The organism is Streptomyces sp. 11-1-2 (genome assembly GCF_003595545.1).
GTDB lineage: Bacteria > Actinomycetota > Actinomycetes > Streptomycetales > Streptomycetaceae > Streptomyces > Streptomyces hygroscopicus_B.
This window is the reverse complement of record NZ_CP022545.1, coordinates 3,367,907-3,387,625: the sequence shown is the minus strand read 5'-3', so window position 1 is coordinate 3,387,625 and position 19,719 is coordinate 3,367,907. Positions and strand designations below refer to the sequence as shown.

Genomic DNA, 19,719 nt, shown 5'->3' with positions numbered 1-19,719 from the left:
TCCCCAGCCCTTGACCCAGGACGTTGTCACGATGGATCTCGAGACCTTCCGCAAGCTGGCGGCCGACCGCCGCGTCATCCCCGTCAGCCGCAAGCTGCTCGCGGACGGCGACACCCCCGTGGGCCTCTACCGCAAACTGGCCGCCGAGCGCCCCGGCACCTTCCTCCTCGAATCCGCCGAGAACGGCCGCTCCTGGTCCCGCTACTCCTTCATCGGTGTCCGCAGCTCCGCCACCCTCACCGAACGCGACGGCCGCACCCACTGGCTGGGCACCCCGCCAGTCGGCGTCCCCACCGAGGGCGACCCCCTCCAGGCGCTGCGCGCCACCGTCGAGACCCTGCACACCCCCCGCGACCTCGGGGGCCTGGTCCAGCTGCCGCCGTTCACCGGCGGCATGGTCGGCTACCTCGGCTACGACATCGTCCGCCGCCTGGAGAAGGTCGGCGAGCACGGGCGGGACGATCTGCGCCTGCCCGAGCTGACCATGCTGCTCACCTCGGACCTCGCGGTGCTGGACCACTGGGACGGCACCGTGCTGCTGATCGCCAACGCGATCAACCACAACGACCTCGACACGGGCGTGGACGAGGCGTACGCGGACGCCGTGGCCCGGCTCGACGCGATGGCCGCCGACCTGGTCCGCCCCGTGCCGACCGACCCCGCCGCGCTGCCCGAGTCCGAGCTGCCCGAGTACACCGCGCTGTGGGGCGGCGAGGACTTCATGGCGGCCGTGGACGACATCAAGGAGCGCATCCGCGCGGGCGAGGCGTTCCAGGTCGTCCCCTCGCAGCGGTTCGAGACGCCGTGCTCGGCCAGTGCCCTCGACGTCTACCGGGTGCTGCGCGCCACCAACCCGAGCCCCTATATGTACCTCTTCCGGTTCGAGGGCTTCGACGTGGTGGGCTCCAGCCCGGAGGCCCTGGTCAAGGTCGAGGACGGCCGGGCGATGCTGCATCCCATCGCCGGCACCCGCCACCGGGGGGCCACCCCGCAGGAGGACGCGGCCCTCGGGGAGGAGCTGCTCGCCGACCCCAAGGAGCGGGCCGAGCATCTGATGCTCGTCGACCTCGGGCGCAATGACCTCGGGCGGGTCTGCGAGCCCGGCAGCGTGGAGGTCGTCGACTTCATGTCGATCGAGCGCTACAGCCATGTCATGCACATCGTCTCGACGGTCACCGGCAGCCTCGCCGAGGGCCGTACGGCCTTCGACGTGCTCACCGCCTGCTTCCCCGCGGGCACCCTCTCCGGCGCCCCCAAGCCGCGGGCGCTGCAGATCATCGAGGAGCTGGAGCCGAGCCGCCGCGGACTGTACGGCGGCTGTGTCGGCTATCTCGACTTCGCGGGCGACTCCGACACCGCGATCGCCATCCGCACCGCGCTGCTGCGCGAGGGCACGGCGTATGTCCAGGCGGGCGCGGGGATCGTCGCCGACTCCGATCCGACGGCCGAGGACGCGGAGTGCCGCAACAAGGCGGCGGCGGTGCTGCGGGCGGTGCATGCGGCGGGCCGGCTGGGGCGGTAGTTCCCGGTAGTTCCCATATCCCCCACCCGGGGACGGTCCCGTACCCGGGTGGGGGATAGTGGTAGGCGTGACTGCAGCAGCCGTACCCCAGCCCAGGGCCGAGAACGAGCCCTCCGCCCCCGCCGCGCGCGGCCGCCGAAGCAGCCTTGCCATCGCCCTGCTCGCCGGTGCGCTCGGCGCGGCCCTCGTCCTGCTGGCCACCAGCCGCAAGTGGGCCGAGGGCACCGCCTCCGTCGCCCAGGGCTCTCTCCCGCAGAGTGCCAACGGCGATGACATCACCGGGCTGCCCGGTGCGCTGGCGATCGTCGGCCTCGCCGCGCTGGTCGCGGTCTTCGCCGTGCGCCGCCTCGGCCGTGGCGCCGTCTCGGCGCTGCTCGCCCTCAGCGGCGCGGGCATCGTCGTCAGCTCGGCCCTCGGTGCGACCGACAAGGCGGCGCTGGAGGAGAAGGCGTCCAAGGTGAGCGGTCTGACCCACAGCCCCATCCACGATGTGGCGTACACGCCCTGGCCGTGGGTCGCCGCGGTCGGCGGTGTGCTGCTGCTGCTCGCGGGCGTGCTCGCCCTGGGCTACGGCCGCCACTGGCCGGCCATGTCCGGGCGGTACGAGCGCGCGGGCACCGAGGGCACCGCGGGCCGGGGCCGCCCCCGGCGCGGCGGCCCCGCCCCCGACCCGGACCGCCCCGAGGAGCTGTGGAAGGCCCTGGACCGGGGCGAGGACCCGACCCAGGCCCCGGCGCGGCAGGAGACCGAGCGGGGCGCCTAAGCGCTCCGCTGGAAGTGCCCTGAGATGCTGTTCGATCGTCTGCGGCACCGTGGTGGCTGATCGCGCCCACGCGACGGAGCCGTACATCGACACAGCCCCGCGCCCCTTCGCGGCACCTCCCAACCGCGGCCGACTTCCGTCGATCTGCTGAGAGCCGCCGGGGCTCGCGCCCCCGGCCCGTCTCGGACCGCAATGTCCACCCCCGCTCAAGGGCATTTCGCGCGTCGGGGACAATGGCCTGGGAGCGTTCGCCCCCGAGCGCCCGGACCAGGCGCAGTACAGCTACGAGGAGAATTCATGGCGGGTCACAACCACGGACACACCCCGGCCGCCTGGACCGGTGTCACCATCGCCTTCATCGGCTTCTGCGTCGCCGGCGCGTTCACCGTGGCGGCCAACCCGCTCGGCTTCTGGGTGGGCATGGTGATCATCGTCCTCGGCGGTGTCGTCGGCGCGGCGATGCGCGCGGCCGGGCTGGGCCTGCCCAAGGAGCAGCAGTCGCTCCCGCAGCCGCAGCCCACGGCGCAGGCGCAGGCACAGACCCAGCAGTGAGCCCGGGCGCGGCCCGGGGCCGCGCCCGCCTCCACCGCGCTCGGCACTGAGCCGTACGGAGGCCGGCGCACCGGCCCTGAGCTGCGCCTTCGTGGATCCCGGGGGAGACTTGGCGGTGTGAGCGAACCACCGCCGACCGCCCCGGCCCCCGTGGGGTGGCGTCTCGTGGCACCTTTCGGGGTGCTCGCGGGCGTTCTCGTCGCCTTCGGCTACGTCGGCGCCGTCGACCCCGGGGAGCCCGGTCACTACCCCGTCTGCCCGCTGCTGCGGCTCACCGGGCTGTACTGCCCCGGCTGCGGCGGGCTGCGCGGTGCCCACGCCCTGGCCCATGGCGATCTGGCGGCCGCGCTGCGTGACAACGCCCTCGCCGTCGGCTGTTACGCGCTCTTCGCCGTCTGCTGGGTGGTGTGGTGCGTGCGCGGACGCCTCCCGGCGGCGCGGCTGTGGCATGCGGGGGCGCTCGGCGCGGTGGCCCTGGTCTTCACAATCGTCCGGAATTTCCCGTTCGGGGGACTACTGGCGCCGTGACCGCTGTTGTGTATGTGCATGTGGGGGCCGTCCGCGTCAACCGGATGCGAGACCTCGGCGTCCCGGCAGCTACCATCGCAGTGCCAGGTGAGGCGGCTTGCCACCACACCCGGCGGATTCAAAGCCAGCTTCATCCCCGTCACGGAAGGGGGCCCGCTCGATGAGTGTGCTCGACGAGATCATCGACGGAGTCCGTGCCGACCTCACGGAGCGGCAGGCGCGCGTCACCCTCGACGAGCTCAAGGAGCGGGCGGCCAAGGCCCGGCCGGCGAAGGACGGCGTCGCGGCGCTCAAGGGCGACAGCGTCAACGTGATCTGCGAGGTCAAGCGGTCCAGCCCGTCCAAGGGCGCGCTCGCCGCGATCGCCGACCCCGCGGGGCTCGCCGCCGACTACGAGGCGGGCGGCGCGTCCGTCATCAGCGTGCTGACCGAGCAGCGCCGCTTCGGCGGTTCGCTGGCCGACCTGGAAGCCGTAAGGGCCAAGGTCGACATTCCGGTGCTCCGTAAGGACTTCATCGTCACCTCGTACCAGCTGTGGGAGGCGCGGGCGTACGGCGCCGACGTCATCCTGCTGATCGTCTCCGCGCTGGAGCAGGAGGCGCTGGTCTCGCTCATCGAGCGCGCCGTGTCCATCGGGCTGACGCCGCTGGTCGAGGTGCACGACGAGGAGGAGGTCGTCCGGGCGGTCGACGCCGGGGCCCGGGTGATCGGCGTCAACGCGCGCGACCTCAAGACCCTCCAGGTGGACCGCTCGACCTTCGCACGCGTCGCACCGGAGATCCCGGACCACATCGTCAAGATCGCGGAGTCGGGGGTGCGCGGTCCGCACGACCTGATCGCCTACGCGAACGACGGCGCGGACGCGGTGCTGGTCGGCGAGTCCCTGGTGACCGGGCGCGACCCCAAGGCCGCGGTGGCCGATCTGGTGGCGGCGGGCGCCCACCCGGCGCTGCGCCACGGCCGGGACTGACGGGACGGGACCGGCGGACCATGGAGACGTACGCGCGCCTGGCCCGGGGCTGTCGGCCCCGGGGCTGCCGCGCGCCCGCGAGGCGGGTGCGGGGGCGGCGCGTGCGCTACCACATCGGATGCGAGCCGGGGCAGATCAACGGGCGGCGATGGCGTCGGACGGCAACGCGCTGAGAGTGCGCTGCAGGCCGTAGCCGTGGGCCGTATCCGGTGCGTTCTGCCCGGTGGGCCATGGCATTCCCACCCATCACATCCGTTGCGGGGCGCTGCCCCGATCGAGGAGTACCACCCATGTCCTCTGACTTCTTCATCCCCGACCCCGAGGGTCGAGTGCCCAGCGCCGAGGGCTATTTCGGCGCCTTCGGCGGCAAGTTCATCCCCGAGGCGCTCGTCGCCGCCGTCGACGAGGTCGCGGCCGAGTACGAGAAGGCCAAGACGGACCCCGCCTTCGCGGCCGAGCTCGAGGATCTGCTGGTCAACTACACCGGCCGGCCCAGCGCGCTGACCGAGGTGCAGCGGTTCGCCGAGCACGCCGGGGGCGCCCGGGTCTTCCTCAAGCGGGAGGACCTCAACCACACCGGCTCCCACAAGATCAACAACGTGCTGGGGCAGGCCCTGCTCACCAAGCGCATGGGCAAGTCCCGCGTCATCGCCGAGACCGGCGCCGGTCAGCACGGCGTGGCCACGGCCACCGCGTGTGCGCTGTTCGGGCTCGAATGCACCATCTACATGGGCGAGGTCGACACCCGGCGGCAGGCGCTCAATGTGGCGCGGATGCGGATGCTGGGCGCCGAGGTCATCTCCGTGACGTCCGGCAGCCGCACCCTTAAGGACGCCATCAACGAGGCGTTCCGGGACTGGGTCGCCAATGTGGACCGCACCCACTACCTCTTCGGCACCGTGGCCGGCCCTCACCCCTTCCCGGCGCTGGTGCGCGACTTCCACCGGGTGATCGGCGTCGAGGCGCGGCGGCAGATCCTGGAGCGGACCGGGCGGCTGCCGGACGCGGTCGCGGCCTGCGTGGGCGGCGGATCCAACGCGATCGGGCTGTTCCACGCCTTCCTGCCGGACGAGAGCGTACGCATCGTCGGCTTCGAGCCCGCCGGACACGGTGTGGAGACCGGGGAGCACGCGGCCACGCTGAGCCAGGGCGAGCCCGGGATCCTGCACGGCTCCCGGTCGTTCGTCCTCCAGGACGAGGACGGCCAGATCACCGAGCCGTACTCGATCTCGGCCGGTCTCGACTACCCCGGCGTCGGGCCGGAGCACGCGTATCTGAAGGACATCGGCCGCGCCGAGTACCGGGCGGTCACCGACGACGAGGCGATGCGGGCGCTGCGGCTGCTCTCGGAGACCGAGGGCATCATCCCGGCGATCGAGAGCGCCCACGCGCTGGCGGGCGCGCTGGACCTCGGCCGTGAGCTGGGGAGCGACGGCCTGGTGCTGGTCAACCTCTCCGGGCGCGGCGACAAGGACATGGACACGGCGGCTCGGTACTTCGGGCTCTACGACCAGCAGAGCGACCAGGGAGCGAAGTGATGGCCGGGAATCTGGAGCTGCTGGGATCCGTCCTGGCGGGCGCCAAGGACGAGGGGCGCGCCGCGCTCGTCGGCTATCTGCCCGCCGGTTTCCCCTCCATCGACGGCGGGGTGGACGCGATGACCGCCATGATCGAGGGCGGCTGCGACATCGTCGAGGTCGGGCTGCCGCACAGCGATCCGGTGCTCGACGGACCGGTGATCCAGACCGCCGACGACATCGCGCTGCGCGGCGGGGTCAAGATCCGCGATGTGATCCGCACGGTGGGCGAGGTGCACGCCCGGACGGGCGCCCCGATCCTGTGCATGACGTACTGGAACCCGGTGGACCGGTACGGCGTCGAGCGGTTCGCCGCCGATCTCGCCGAGGCGGGCGGCGCGGGCTGCATCCTGCCCGATCTGCCGGTCCAGGAGTCGGAGATCTGGCGGAAGGCCGCCGAGCAGCACGGTCTGGCGACCGTGTTCGTGGTCGCGCCCAGCAGCCGTGATGAGCGGCTGGCGAAGATCACGGCGGCGGGCAGCGGTTTCGTCTACGCGGCGTCCCTGATGGGCGTCACCGGAACGAGGGAATCGGTGGGCCAGGAGGCGCGCGAGCTGGTGGAGCGCACCCGCGCCACCACCACGCTTCCGGTCTGCGTGGGGCTCGGCGTCTCCAACGCCACCCAGGCCACCGAGGTCGCGGCGTTCGCCGACGGGGTCATCGTGGGCTCGGCCTTCGTCAAGCGGCTGCTGGACGCCGAGGGTGACACCGAGGCCGGTCTCGCGGGGCTGCGCGAGCTCGCGGGTGAGCTGGCGGAAGGCGTGCGCGCCGCCCGTTAGACGTCTCGCCCGTTAGACGCCTCGCCCGTTGGAGGGTCGCTCGTTAGAGGGAAGAACGGGGCGGAGGAGCTCGGCGGTGCTCCTCCGCCTCGTTGGCGAGGGCGTGAGTCAGAGAAACCGTGAGGGAAAGCGCGGCGCCCGAGAGCGCCTGCGGGAACAGCGCGAGCGGGAGCGGTCGCGCGCGAAGCGGAAGCGGACGCTGGGCGTCCTGGGGGCCGTGGTGGCCGTCCTCGCCGGGGCCGTGGGGGTGGGCATGGTCGCGTCCAGGACCGAAGACGACTCGGGCAAGTCGGGCAGCTCCGTGGTGCCACCGCGCGGAGCGGTCGGCAAGGCGCGCCTGGTGATCCCCTCGGGGATGGCGGAGAAGACGGGGAAGGCCGGGCAGACGGACAAGGCCGGGAAGCCGGCCCCGGTGACCCTGTCGGTGTACGAGGACTTCCGCTGTCCCGGGTGCAAGCAGTTCGAGGATGTCTTCCGCAAGACCGTCCACGAGCTGCAGGACGCGGGCCGGATGAAGGTCGAGTACCACCTGGTGACGATCATCGACGGAAACCTCGGCGGCACCGGTTCGGTCCGCGCGGCGAACGCGGCGGCCTGCGCCCAGGACCAGGACGCCGGGAAGTTCCGGGCGTACCACGATGTGCTCTACCGCCATCAGCCCGCGGAGACCCGGGACAGCTATGCGAAGAACGCCCGGCTGATCAAGCTCGCGGACCAGGTTCCCGGGCTGGTCAGCCCCGCTTTCCGCGAGTGCGTCGAGGAGGGCCGGCACGACGCCTGGGTGCGTAAGTCCAACGATGTCTTCGCCCACTCCGGCTATGCGTCCACGCCGACGGTGCTGCTGGGCGGAAAGTCCGTGTACGGCGACCCCGACAAGCCGCTGAGCCCCAACAAGCTCAAGCGCATGGTCCTCGCCGCGGCCCGGGACTGATCCTTGTTACGCAGCCGTTGCCGGGTGGGTTGCCGCATCGCCCGCCCGGCACGGTAGCGTCGGTCCTGTCATGGACCTCCTCGCTTACATTCCCAGCCCGTCGTCCGGCGTCATCTATCTCGGCCCGGTCCCGCTGCGCGGCTATGCCTTCTGCATCATCATCGGCGTCTTCGTCGCGGTCTGGCTCGGCGGGCGGCGTTGGGTCGCCCGGGGCGGCCGCGTCGGCACCGTCGCCGACATCGCCGTCTGGGCGGTGCCCTTCGGCCTGGTCGGAGGCCGCCTCTACCACGTCATCACCGATTACGAGCTGTACTTCACCGACGGCCGTGACTGGGTGGACGCGTTCAAGATCTGGCAGGGCGGCCTCGGGATCTGGGGGGCCATCGCGCTGGGCGCGCTGGGTGCCTGGATCGGCTGCCGCCGCCGGGGCATCCCGCTCCCGGCCTACGCGGACGCCATCGCGCCCGGCATCGCCTTCGCCCAGGCGATCGGCCGCTGGGGAAACTGGTTCAACCAGGAGCTGTACGGCAAGGAGACCACCCTGCCGTGGGCGTTGAAGATCGACGGCGACGCCGACGCGGGCCGGGTGGCCGGCACGTACCACCCGACCTTCCTGTACGAGTCGCTGTGGTGCATCGGCGTGGCCCTGCTGGTGATCTGGGCGGACCGCCGCTTCAAGCTGGGGCATGGCCGTGCGTTTGCCCTCTACGTCGCGTCGTACACCGTGGGCCGCTTCTGGATCGAGTACCTCCGGGTGGACGACGCCCACCATGTGCTCGGGCTGCGGCTCAACAACTGGACGTCCGTCGTGGTCTTCCTGGCCGCGGTGGTCTATCTGGTGATCTCCGCGAAGAAGTCCCCCGGCCGCGAGGAGGTCGTCGAGCCCGCCGCGGTCGAGGACGGCGCGGATGTGAGCGCCGGACCGGCTCCGGCCACCGCCACCGAGGCGAGCGACGGCGCTCCGGCCGGGAGTGGTGGCGCCGACGAGACCGGCGGCGCGGCCGAGACCGGCGGCGCGGACGAAGCCGGTGCGGTGGCCGCCGAGGCGGAGCCCTCCAAGAAACCCTGACGCGAGCCGCGTCGCGTCCAACAGGCCGCCGGACCCCTCGGGATTCGGCGGCCTCTTTACGTTTCCGCAGGTCAGCGAGGTAAGTTCGGCCTTCCTTGCTGGCGGAGCGGGGTAATTCGTGCGTACCTTCGAACCGTTGGGGTGGGGCCGCATCGCCGCACCCTTCTCGAAGGGAGTACATCTTCATATGTCCGTCATCGATACCGCCGAGCCCCCGCACATCGCCCACCGCGACAACCACACCCACCGTGATGTGACCGGCGGCTGGCTGCGCCCCGCCGTCTTCGGAGCCATGGACGGACTGGTCTCCAACCTCGCGCTGATGACCGGTGTGGCCGGCGGCGCGGTGGACCGGCAGACCATCGTGATCACCGGTCTGGCGGGCCTCGCGGCCGGTGCCTTCTCCATGGCCGCCGGGGAGTACACCTCCGTCGCCTCGCAGCGCGAGCTGGTCGAGGCCGAGCTGGAGGTGGAGCGGCGCGAGCTGCGCAAGCATCCCGTGGACGAGCTGGAGGAGCTGGCGGCGCTCTATGTGTCGCGCGGTGTGGAGCCGGCGCTGGCCCGTGAGGTGGCCGAGCAGCTCTCCCGCGACCCCGAGCAGGCGCTGGAGATACACGCCCGCGAGGAGCTGGGCGTGGACCCGGACGATCTGCCCTCACCGCTGGTCGCGGCGGTGTCCTCGTTCGGCTCCTTCGCGCTGGGCGCGCTGCTGCCGGTGCTGCCGTATCTGCTGGGCGCCTCGGCGCTGTGGCCGGCCGTGGTGCTGGCGCTGATCGGGCTGTTCGGCTGTGGTGCGGCGGTGGCGCGGGTGACCGCCCGTTCCTGGTGGTACAGCGGGCTGCGGCAGCTCGCGCTGGGCGGCGCGGCGGCGGGTGTGACCTATGCCCTGGGCGCTTTGTTCGGGACGGCCGTAGGATGACAGGCATACGGCGAGCCGCATAACTACGCCGTTACTCCTCGGTTTCGATCCTTTTACAGGCGGGCATAAGCCGAAAGCGCTTGGGCAGAGTCGCCCGGTCCGCGCTATGGCGACGTTGGTCGCCCAGTCCACCACTGCCTGTATTGCCTGATATCGCCCCATCCTTGGGGTGTCCGCATGATGGAACGGAATATCCGCTTCCCGAGATTCGCCCCATCATGTAACCTGCACGAAATTCTCGCGGAGGGCCAACGTCGTCCCTCGGCACACGCAAAATGCCATGACGACGACGGGAGAGCCGATGCGTTCCGCATCCCACCCCGCCCGCCAGGGGATGTACGACCCGCGCAATGAGCACGACGCCTGTGGTGTCGGCTTCGTGGCGACCCTCACCGGCGAGGCCAGCCATGAGCTCGTGGAGCAGGCTCTCACCGTGCTGAGGAACCTCGAGCACCGCGGCGCCACCGGTTCCGAGCCCGACTCGGGCGATGGCGCGGGCATCCTCGTCCAGGTTCCGGACGCCTTCCTGCGGGCCAGTGTGACCGGCTTCGAGCTGCCCGAAGCCGGTGCCTACGCGGTGGGCATCGCATTCCTCCCGGAGGGCGAGACCGAGCGCGCGGCCGCCGCGGAGCACATCGAGCGGCTCGCCGCCGAGGAGGGCCTGACCGTCCTCGGCTGGCGCGAGGTGCCCGTCGCCCCCGAGCTGCTGGGCAACGGCGCCCGTTCCACCATGCCCTCCTTCCGTCAGCTCTTCGTCGCCGACGGCACCAGCACCGGCGTGGCCCTGGACCGCACCGCGTTCGTGCTGCGCAAGCGCGCCGAGCGCGAGGCGGGGGTCTACTTCCCCTCGCTGTCCGCCCGCACCCTGGTCTACAAGGGCATGCTGACCACAGGCCAGCTGGAGCCGTTCTTCCCGGACCTCTCCGACCGCCGCTTCGCCACCGCCGTCGCGCTGGTCCACTCCCGGTTCTCCACCAACACCTTCCCGAGCTGGCCGCTGGCCCACCCGTACCGCTTCGTCGCCCACAACGGTGAGATCAACACCGTCCAGGGCAACCGCAACTGGATGCGTGCCCGGGAGTCCCAGCTGGTCAGCGACCTGTTCGGGGAGAAGGGGCTGGAGCGGATCTTCCCCCTCTGCACCCCGGACGCCTCCGACTCGGCGACCTTCGACGAGGTCCTGGAGCTGCTCCACCTCGGCGGCCGCTCGCTGCCGCACTCGGTGCTGATGATGGTCCCCGAGGCGTGGGAGAACCACCCCTCCATGGACCCGGCCCGGCGCGCCTTCTACCAGTACCACTCCACGATGATGGAGCCATGGGACGGCCCGGCCTGTGTCACCTTCACCGACGGCGTCCAGGTCGGCGCCGTGCTGGACCGCAACGGTCTGCGGCCCGGGCGCTACTGGGTCACCGACGAGGGTCTGGTCGTGCTCTCCTCCGAGGTCGGCGTCCTGGACATCGACCCGGCCAAGGTGGTCCGCAAGGGCCGGCTGCAGCCGGGCCGGATGTTCCTGGTCGACACCGCCGAGCACCGCATCATCGAGGACGACGAGATCAAGGCCGAGCTGGCCGCCGAGCAGCCGTACGGCGAATGGCTCGAGGCCGGTCTGATCGACCTGGCCGACCTTCCCGAGCGTGAGCACATCGTGCACACCCACGCCTCGGTCACCCGCCGCCAGCAGACCTTCGGCTACACCGAGGAGGAGCTGCGCGTCCTGCTCGCGCCGATGGCCAAGGCCGGTGCCGAGCCGATCGGCTCGATGGGCACCGACTCGCCGATCGCCGCCCTCTCCGAACGGCCGCGGCTGCTGTTCGACTACTTCACCCAGCTCTTCGCGCAGGTCACCAACCCGCCGCTGGACGCGATCCGCGAGGAGCTGGTCACCTCGCTGATCTCCTCGCTGGGCCCGCAGGGCAATCTGCTGGACCCGACCGCGGCCGCCTGCCGCAGCGTCACCCTGCCCTTCCCGGTGATCGACAACGATGAGCTGGCCAAGCTCATCCACATCAACGCCGACGGGGACATGCCGGGCCTCAAGGCGGCGAATCTCTCGGGCCTGTACCGGGTCGGTGGCGGCGGTCAGGCGCTCGCCGCCCGGCTGGACGAGATCTGCGCCGAGGCCGACCGCGCCATCGAGGACGGCGCCCGGCTGATCGTGCTCTCCGACCGGCACTCGGACGCCGAGCACGCCCCGATCCCCTCCCTGCTGCTCACCTCCGCGGTCCACCACCACCTCATCGGCACCAAGCAGCGCACCCAGGTGGGGCTGCTGGTCGAGGCGGGCGACGTCCGCGAGGTGCACCATGTCGCGCTGCTGATCGGCTACGGCGCCGCGGCCGTCAACCCGTACCTGGCCATGGAGTCGGTCGAGGACCTGGTCCGGGCAGGGACGTTCCTGCCCGGCGTCGAGGCCGATACCGCGATCAAGAACCTCATCAAGGCGCTCGGCAAGGGCGTCCTGAAGGTCATGTCCAAGATGGGCATCTCGACCGTGGCCTCCTACCGGGGCGCGCAGGTCTTCGAGGCCGTCGGTCTGGACGAGTCCTTCGTGGACACCTACTTCCACGGCACCGCCACCAAGATCGGCGGCGCGGGCCTGGACGTCGTCGCCAAGGAGGTCGCCGCCCGCCACGCCAAGGCGTACCCCGCCTCCGGCGTCCCCTCCGCCCACCGCACGCTGGAGATCGGCGGCGAGTACCAGTGGCGCCGCGAGGGCGAGCCGCACCTCTTCGACCCCGAGACGATCTTCCGGCTGCAGCACTCCACCCGGTCGCGTCGCTATGACATCTTCAAGAAGTACACCGAGCGGGTGAACGAGCAGTCCGAGCGGCTGATGACGCTGCGCGGTCTGTTCTCCTTCAAGGGCGAGCGCCCCTCGATCCCGATCGACGAGGTCGAGTCCGTCAGCGAGATCGTCAAGCGGTTCTCCACCGGCGCCATGTCGTACGGCTCCATCTCCCAGGAGGCGCACGAGACCCTCGCCATCGCCATGAACCAGTTGGGGGCCAAGTCCAACACCGGTGAGGGCGGCGAGGACTCCGACCGGCTGCACGACCCCGCCCGGCGCTCGTCGATCAAGCAGGTGGCCTCCGGCCGCTTCGGTGTGACCAGCGAATACCTGGTCAACTCCGATGACATCCAGATCAAGATGGCGCAGGGCGCCAAGCCCGGCGAGGGCGGCCAGCTCCCCGGCCACAAGGTCTACCCCTGGGTCGCCAAGACCCGGCACTCCACCCCGGGCGTCGGCCTGATCTCCCCGCCGCCGCACCACGACATCTACTCGATCGAGGATCTCGCCCAGCTGATCCACGACCTGAAGAACGCCAACCCGCAGGCCCGGATCCACGTCAAGCTGGTCTCCGAGGTCGGCGTCGGCACGGTGGCCGCGGGCGTCTCCAAGGCCCACGCCGATGTGGTGCTGATCTCCGGCCACGACGGCGGCACCGGCGCCTCGCCGCTCACCTCGCTCAAGCACGCGGGCGGCCCCTGGGAGCTCGGGCTCGCCGAGACCCAGCAGACGCTGCTGCTCAACGGGTTGCGCGACCGCATCGTGGTGCAGACCGACGGCCAGCTGAAGACCGGCCGTGACGTGGTCATCGCCGCGCTGCTCGGTGCCGAGGAGTTCGGCTTCGCCACCGCGCCGCTGGTGGTCTCCGGCTGCGTCATGATGCGCGTCTGTCACCTGGACACCTGCCCGGTCGGCATCGCCACCCAGAACCCGGTGCTGCGCGAGCGCTACAGCGGCAAGGCCGAGTTCGTGGTGAACTTCTTCGAGTTCATCGCCGAGGAGGTCCGCGAGCTCCTCGCCGAGCTGGGCTTCCGCACCCTGGACGAGGCCATCGGCCACGCCGAGCTGCTGGACACCGCCCGCGCCGTACAGCACTGGAAGGCACAGGGCCTGGACCTCGCTCCGCTGCTGTACGTGCCCGAGCTGCCCGAGGGCGCCGTCCGCCACCAGGCGATCGCGCAGGACCACGGCCTGGCCAAGGCGCTCGACAACCAGCTGATCAAGCTGGCCGCCGACGCGCTGAACGCCGAGAGCGCCGAGGCCGCCCAGCCGGTCCGCGCCCAGGTCGCGATCCGCAACATCAACCGGACCGTCGGCACCATGCTCGGCCATGAGGTGACCCGGACGTTCGGTGGCGCGGGCCTGCCCGACGACACCATCGACATCACCTTCACCGGCTCGGCCGGCCAGTCCTTCGGCGCGTTCGTGCCCAGGGGCGTCACGCTACGGCTCGAAGGCGACGCCAACGACTACGTGGGCAAGGGCCTCTCCGGCGGCCGGATCGTCGTCCGCCCGGACCGGGGCGCGGACCACCTCGCCGAGTACTCCACCATCGCGGGCAACACCCTCGCGTACGGCGCGACCGGCGGTGAGATGTTCCTGCGCGGCCGGGTCGGCGAGCGGTTCTGCGTCCGCAACTCCGGCGCCACCGTCGTCTCCGAGGGCGTGGGCGACCACGGCTGTGAGTACATGACCGGCGGCCACGCGCTCGTCCTCGGGCCCACCGGCCGTAACTTCGCGGCCGGTATGTCCGGCGGCATCGCCTATGTGATCGACCTCGACCCGGACAACGTCAACGTCGATCTGCGGGGCGCCCTCGGGGAGCTGGACGACACCGACAAGCAGTGGCTGCACGACGCGGTGCGCCGCCACCACGAGGAGACCGGCTCCACCGTCGCGGGTGCGCTGCTCGACGGCTGGAAGACCGCCCTCACCCGCTTCAGCAAGATCATCCCCGCTACGTACCAGGCCGTGCTCGCCGCCAAGGACGCCGCCGAGCGAGCCGGGCTCTCCGAGTCCGAGACCACCGAGAAGATGATGGAGGCGGCGATCAATGGCTGACCCCAAGGGCTTCCTGACCACTGGCCGCGAGGTCGCCGAGACCCGCCCGGTGGACGAGCGCGTCAAGGACTGGAACGAGGTCTACGTCCCCGGTTCGCTGCTGCCGATCATCAGCAAGCAGGCCGGACGGTGCATGGACTGCGGCATCCCGTTCTGTCACAACGGCTGTCCGCTGGGAAACCTCATCCCCGAGTGGAACGACTACGCCTACCGGCAGGACTGGCGCGAGGCCAGCGAGCGGCTGCACGCGACCAACAACTTCCCGGAGTTCACCGGGCGGCTGTGCCCGGCCCCGTGCGAGTCGGCCTGTGTGCTCGGCATCAACCAGCCCGCGGTGACCATCAAGAACGTCGAGGTCACCATCATCGACAAGGCGTGGGACGCGGGCGATGTCACCCCGCAGCCGCCCGAGCGGCTCAGCGGCAAGACCGTCGCCGTCATCGGCTCGGGCCCCGCGGGCCTGGCCGCCGCCCAGCAGCTCACCCGGGCCGGCCACACGGTCGCCGTCTATGAGCGGGCCGACCGCATCGGCGGGCTGCTGCGCTACGGCATCCCCGAGTTCAAGATGGAGAAGCGGCACATCAACCGCCGTATCGAGCAGATGCGCGCGGAGGGCACCAAGTTCCGCACCGAGACGGAGATCGGCCGCGACATCGACGCCGCCAAGCTGCGCAAGCGGTACGACGCCGTGGTCATCGCCGCCGGCGCCACCACCTCGCGCGACCTGCCGGCCCCCGGCCGGGAGCTGAACGGCATCCACTTCGCGATGGAGTACCTGCCGCTCGCCAACAAGGTGCAGGAGGGCGACCTCACCACCGCCCCCATCACCGCCGAGGGCAAGCACGTCGTGGTCATCGGCGGTGGTGACACCGGCGCTGACTGCGTCGGCACCGCCCACCGGCAGGGCGCCGCCTCCGTCACCCAGCTGGAGATCATGCCCCGGCCCGGCGATGAGCGGAGCGCGGGCCAGCCGTGGCCGACCTTCCCCATGCTCTACAAGGTCACCTCCGCGCACGAGGAGGGCGGTGAGCGGATCTACTCCGTCTCCACCACCCGCTTCGAGGGCGACGAGGACGGCAACGTCCAGTGGCTGCACCTGATCGAGGTGGAGTTCAAGGACGGCAAGCTGGAGCAGAAGCCGGGCACCGAGCGGAAGATCCCGGCCCAGCTGGTCACCCTCGCCATGGGCTTCACCGGCACCGACCAGCAGAACGGCCTGGTCGAGCAGTTCGGCCTGGAGCTGGACGAGCGCGGCAACATCGCGCGCGACGCCGACTTCGCCACCAATGTGCCGGGTGTCTTCGTGGCCGGTGACGCGGGCCGCGGCCAGTCGCTGATCGTCTGGGCCATCGCCGAGGGCCGCTCCGCGGCGCGCGGGGTGGACCACTATCTGGCCGGGGCCAGCGAACTGCCCGCCCCGATCCGCCCCACCGACCGGGCCCTCATGGTCTGACCGGTCCGACCTCTGCCGGTCCTCCCGGCTTCGGTCTCCTGGGACTCCCGGGACTTCTGGGACTGGACTCCCGGATTCCTGGATCTCCGTCCGTACAACGGCGTACGGACCGGCCGCGCGGCGCCTTCCCCCTACCCGACCAGGGGGGAGGCGCCGCGTGGCGTTTGCGGTCGGCATGCGCTCATTGGTCGGCATGCGCTCACCGGCCGACGTTCGCTCAGCAGAGTTGACATTGTCTCGGGCGCGCTCCACCATCATTCCACTAACTGATTAGTGAAAGGGTGGTGGACGGATGGTCGAGTACCGCATCGACCGGCGCAGCGGCATCGCCACCTATCTGCAGATCGTCCAGCAGACCAAACAGGCGCTCCGCCTCGGACTGCTGCAGCCCGGGGACCGGCTGCCCACGGCCAGGGAGGTCGTCGCGGCCACCGCCATCAACCCCAACACCGTCCTGAAGGCATACCGCGAGCTGGAGCGCGAAGGGCTGGTCGAGCCCCGGCCGGGCCTGGGCACCTTCGTCCGCCGGTCGCTGGCCCGGCCCGGCGCCGCCGCGGACTCACCGCTGCGCGCGGAGCTCGCCGACTGGACCGACCGGGCCCGCGCCGCCGGGCTCGACCGTGAGGACGTGACGGCGCTGGTGGCCTCGGTCCTCGAAGAGCGTTTCGGCGAGACCGCCACCCTCAGCGAGAGTGGCCATGAGGAAGACGGTGAGAACGGGTGATCGACGAGATCGACGCGGCCGGCGCGCTGGAGGCGTCCGGGCTGGGCAAGAAGTACCGGCGTGGCTGGGCCCTGAGAGATGTCACCTTCCACCTGCCCGCCGGGCGGATCTGCGCGCTGGTGGGCCCCAACGGCTCCGGCAAGAGCACCCTGCTGTCCCTCGCCGCCGGCCTGCTGACTCCGACCACCGGCACGCTGCGGGTCTTCGGCCAGGCGCCCTCCGCGCCCGCCGCCCGCGAGCGCGTCGCCTTCGTCGCCCAGGACAAGCCGCTCTACCCGCGCTTCTCCGTCGCCGACACCCTGCGCCTGGGCCGCGAGCTCAACCCCCGCTGGGACCAGAAGGCCGCCGAACGGGTGGTGGCGGAAGCCGAGGTGCCGCTGTCCGCCCGCGTCGGCTCGCTCTCCGGCGGCCAGCGCACCTGTGTGGCGCTCGCCCTCGCCCTCGGCAAACGCGCCGATCTGCTCCTGCTGGACGAGCCGATGTCGGATCAGGACCCGCTGCGCCGCCACCGGATGATGGGCGTGCTGATGGCCGAGGCCGCCGAGCGCGGCACCGGCGTGGTCATCTCCACCCATGTGCTCGCCGAACTCGACGGAGTCTGCGACTACCTGCTGCTGATGGGCGGCGGCCGGATCCGCCTCGCGGGCGAGACGGACGAGATCCAGGCCGCTCACCGCCTCGTCACCGGTCCGAGCGCGACCGGCGGCGGAACACCGGCCGCGCTCGCCCGCCACACCGTGGTCGAGACCCGCACGACAGGCCGTCAGCTCACCGCGCTGATACGCCCGGAGGGCACCCCGAGCGGGGACGGCTGGATCGTCACCGAACCCTCCCTCGAAGAGGTCCTGCTCGGCTATCTGCGCGCACCCGACGCCCCGCCGCTGCTCGCGGACGACACGCGGACGCCCGGTACGGAGGTTGGGGCATGAACACGGTCGGCATACGGCTCCCGGCCCCCGGTGCCCGGCCCCGTACCCGAGGGCTGGTGTGGCTGGTGGCGCGGCAGCACCGGGCCGCCCTCTGGGCGGGCCTGGTCGTGGTCGCGGCGGTCGCCGCGTACATCGTGTGGCAGCGCGCCGAGATGGTCGGCTACATACGGACCCACGGCATCGAGGGCTGCGCGGACTGGAAGATGTTCTGCCACGGCAGGCGGATATCCCTCCACAGGGATACCGACCCGACGGCCGGCGCGTTCCGCCACCTCAACGACACCTACCGCACACCGCTGCTCAATACCGGACGGCTGCTCATCGCGCTGCCCGCGCTGATCGGCGTCTTCATCGGCGCGCCCCTGTTCGCCCGGGAACTGGAGATGGGCACCCACCAGTTGGTGTGGACGCAGTCGGTCAGCCGGACCCGCTGGCTCATCGCCAAACTCGCCCTTCCCCTGGCCGCCGTCACGGCCGGCACCGCGGTCCTCGCGGCCCTCTACACCTGGTGGTGGCGGGCGGCCCGGACCCAGTTCCAGGACATCGCCTGGGGCACCGCCGTGCCGTTCGACGCGACCGGTCCGGCGGCCGTCGCCCTCGCCCCGCTGGCCTTCTTCGTGGGCGCGGCGGCCGGGCTGCTGCTGCGGCGCACCGTGCCCGCCATGGCGGTCACCCTGGGGGCCACCGCCGGTGTCCAGTACGGGCTCGGCGCCCTGCGTCCCCACCTCATGACCCCGCGGACGATCGTCTCCGACGCGAGCGGCGACTTCGCGCACACCCCCATCGAGGTCTTCTTCACCTCCTGGCGCGGTATCGGCGACGGCTTTCTGGCCCGCAACGGGGCGAAAATCCCCTCGGACCGCTGCTCGTCCGCCATCGGTCAGGACGGCTGGGACCGCTGCCTCGCCCGGTCCGGCGCCACCGAGAGGCAGTACGAGGAGCTGCACCCGGCGAGCCACTACTGGCCCATGCAGTGGATGCAGGCCGGGATCTGCCTGGCCGCGGCCGTCGCGCTCGCCGCGTTCTGCGTGTGGTGGATCCGGCGGCGGCCCGCGGTGAAGGAGGCGGCGTGAAGACCGCAACCGCCCAACGCCCGGGCCCGCCGCACACCGGCTCCCCTCCCAGGCCGCGACACACCGGCTCCCCGCTGAGCCCGCGCGGTCCGCTCTGGCTGGCCTGGCGCCGCCAGCGGACCGTCCTGGTGACGGGCGGGGTGCTGATCCTCGTCCTCGCCGGATATCTCGTGTACCAGCGCACCGGCATGGCCGCCCTGATCCACGACCGGGGCGTCGCCGACTGCCGGATATGGCGCGAATGCAATGGGATGCCCCTGGGGCCCTCGGACGAGCTGTCCGAGGCGTTCGTCCGGCTGGAGAGCTACCGCGCGGCGCTGCTCGACACCGCACGGCTGCTGCTCGCGATCCCCGCGGTCATCGGGGCCTTCGTCGGCGCCCCGCTGATCGCGCGCGAATTCGAGAGCGGCACCGCCGCGCTCGTCTGGTCCCAGTCGGTCGGCAGGGTGCGCTGGCTCATCGCCACGCTCGCCCTCCCCGTCGTCGGCACCCTGGCGGCCACCACCCTGCTGGCCGCGTTGTTCACCTGGTGGTGGTGGCCGGTGCGCGGCACCTTCCCGGACGTCCACTGGGGCGACACCCTGCCCTTCGACGTGATGGGTCCGGCCTTCGTGTCGCTGTCCCTGCTGTCCCTCTTCCTCGGCACGGCCTTCGGCCTGCTGCTCCGGCGGACGCTGCCCGCCATGGCGTGCACCCTCGCCGTCACCGCCGGCGTCGTGTACGGCCTCCAGCAGCTGCGCCCGCATCTGATGCCACGGCTCACCGTGACAGCGGGCGTCCGCGTCCACGCGGAGGCGCCGTACGGCGGGTGGTACGTCGGCTCGGGGTATCTCGACCGGACCGGCGCCAGGGTCGACGGATCGGTCTGCGAGGGGCTCGGCGGGTGGCCGGCCATTTTCCGCTGCCTCGACCGCCGCCACCTGGCCGAAGAGTATGAGGACTACCACCCCATCGGCCACTTCTGGTCCATGCAGTGGATCCAGGCCGGGATCTGCCTGGCCGCGGCCGTCGCGCTCGCCGCGTTCTGCGTGTGGTGGATCGGGCGCAGACGGGCCTGACCGGCGCCCCCTTCCACGGC

The 19,719-nt window shown here is 71.5% G+C and carries 16 protein-coding genes; all 16 read left to right on the top strand.

All coding sequences use genetic code 11. From position 1 onward, the window contains the following. Nucleotides 1–31: 31 nt before the first annotated feature. The 16 genes from CGL27_RS14250 to CGL27_RS14175 all read left to right on the top strand — a co-directional run bounded on the left by CGL27_RS14250 (nucleotide 32) and on the right by CGL27_RS14175 (nucleotide 19,699). Nucleotides 32–1,522 carry an anthranilate synthase component I gene (locus CGL27_RS14250; protein WP_078640885.1) on the top strand — a complete coding sequence of 497 codons (1,491 nt, stop codon included), beginning with the start codon at nucleotides 32–34 and terminating at the stop codon, nucleotides 1,520–1,522. Nucleotides 1,523–1,589: 67 nt separating this feature from the next. After that, complete coding sequence (locus CGL27_RS14245) at nucleotides 1,590–2,285, top strand: TIGR02234 family membrane protein (protein ID WP_078640884.1); 696 nt, start codon at nucleotides 1,590–1,592, stop codon at nucleotides 2,283–2,285. Nucleotides 2,286–2,582: 297 nt separating this feature from the next. Then, on the top strand, nucleotides 2,583–2,837 hold the full coding sequence (locus CGL27_RS14240; protein ID WP_119987055.1) for an HGxxPAAW family protein: 255 nt from the start codon (nucleotides 2,583–2,585) through the stop codon (nucleotides 2,835–2,837). 117 nt (nucleotides 2,838–2,954) lie between these two features. Next, the gene (locus CGL27_RS14235) at nucleotides 2,955–3,365 is read left to right on the top strand and encodes a DUF2752 domain-containing protein (protein WP_119987052.1); all 411 of its coding nucleotides are present in this window, start codon (nucleotides 2,955–2,957) and stop codon (nucleotides 3,363–3,365) included. 160 nt (nucleotides 3,366–3,525) lie between these two features. Continuing rightward, nucleotides 3,526–4,335, top strand: coding sequence for an indole-3-glycerol phosphate synthase TrpC (gene trpC, locus CGL27_RS14230; RefSeq protein ID WP_014059953.1), 810 nt, complete (start codon nucleotides 3,526–3,528; stop codon nucleotides 4,333–4,335). Nucleotides 4,336–4,625: 290 nt separating this feature from the next. Next, on the top strand, nucleotides 4,626–5,873 hold the full coding sequence (gene trpB / locus CGL27_RS14225) for a tryptophan synthase subunit beta (protein ID WP_119987049.1): 1,248 nt from the start codon (nucleotides 4,626–4,628) through the stop codon (nucleotides 5,871–5,873). Beyond that, nucleotides 5,873–6,691 (top strand): tryptophan synthase subunit alpha, encoded by an 819-nt coding sequence (gene trpA / locus CGL27_RS14220; protein ID WP_078640880.1) that lies wholly within the window; start codon nucleotides 5,873–5,875, stop codon nucleotides 6,689–6,691. The genes trpB and trpA overlap by 1 nt, the downstream gene beginning before the upstream one ends. 103 nt (nucleotides 6,692–6,794) lie before the next feature. Beyond that, entirely contained in the window at nucleotides 6,795–7,622 is an 828-nt protein-coding gene (locus CGL27_RS14215; protein ID WP_162952978.1) for a thioredoxin domain-containing protein, read from the top strand. 70 nt (nucleotides 7,623–7,692) lie between these two features. Then, nucleotides 7,693–8,691 carry a prolipoprotein diacylglyceryl transferase gene (gene lgt, locus CGL27_RS14210; RefSeq protein ID WP_119987043.1) on the top strand — a complete coding sequence of 333 codons (999 nt, stop codon included), beginning with the start codon at nucleotides 7,693–7,695 and terminating at the stop codon, nucleotides 8,689–8,691. Nucleotides 8,692–8,878: 187 nt separating this feature from the next. Beyond that, nucleotides 8,879–9,610, top strand: a complete 732-nt coding sequence (locus CGL27_RS14205; protein WP_078640878.1) for a VIT1/CCC1 transporter family protein — start codon at nucleotides 8,879–8,881, stop codon at nucleotides 9,608–9,610. Nucleotides 9,611–9,911: 301 nt separating this feature from the next. Then, nucleotides 9,912–14,462: a glutamate synthase large subunit gene (gltB, locus tag CGL27_RS14200; RefSeq protein WP_119987040.1), complete on the top strand. Its 4,551-nt coding sequence runs from the start codon at nucleotides 9,912–9,914 to the stop codon at nucleotides 14,460–14,462. Then, nucleotides 14,455–15,915, top strand: a complete 1,461-nt coding sequence (locus CGL27_RS14195; protein WP_119987037.1) for a glutamate synthase subunit beta — start codon at nucleotides 14,455–14,457, stop codon at nucleotides 15,913–15,915. The genes gltB and CGL27_RS14195 overlap by 8 nt, the downstream gene beginning before the upstream one ends. A gap of 292 nt (nucleotides 15,916–16,207) precedes the next feature. Further along, nucleotides 16,208–16,639, top strand: coding sequence for a GntR family transcriptional regulator (locus CGL27_RS14190; protein WP_014059945.1), 432 nt, complete (start codon nucleotides 16,208–16,210; stop codon nucleotides 16,637–16,639). Next, nucleotides 16,636–17,568 (top strand): ABC transporter ATP-binding protein, encoded by a 933-nt coding sequence (locus CGL27_RS14185; protein WP_119987035.1) that lies wholly within the window; start codon nucleotides 16,636–16,638, stop codon nucleotides 17,566–17,568. The genes CGL27_RS14190 and CGL27_RS14185 overlap by 4 nt, the downstream gene beginning before the upstream one ends. After that, the gene (locus CGL27_RS14180; protein WP_119987032.1) at nucleotides 17,565–18,641 is read left to right on the top strand and encodes a translation initiation factor IF-2; all 1,077 of its coding nucleotides are present in this window, start codon (nucleotides 17,565–17,567) and stop codon (nucleotides 18,639–18,641) included. Before CGL27_RS14185 ends, CGL27_RS14180 begins: the two co-directional genes overlap by 4 nt. Then, nucleotides 18,638–19,699 carry a transporter gene (locus CGL27_RS14175; RefSeq protein WP_119987029.1) on the top strand — a complete coding sequence of 354 codons (1,062 nt, stop codon included), beginning with the start codon at nucleotides 18,638–18,640 and terminating at the stop codon, nucleotides 19,697–19,699. The genes CGL27_RS14180 and CGL27_RS14175 overlap by 4 nt, the downstream gene beginning before the upstream one ends. Nucleotides 19,700–19,719 lie beyond the last annotated feature (20 nt).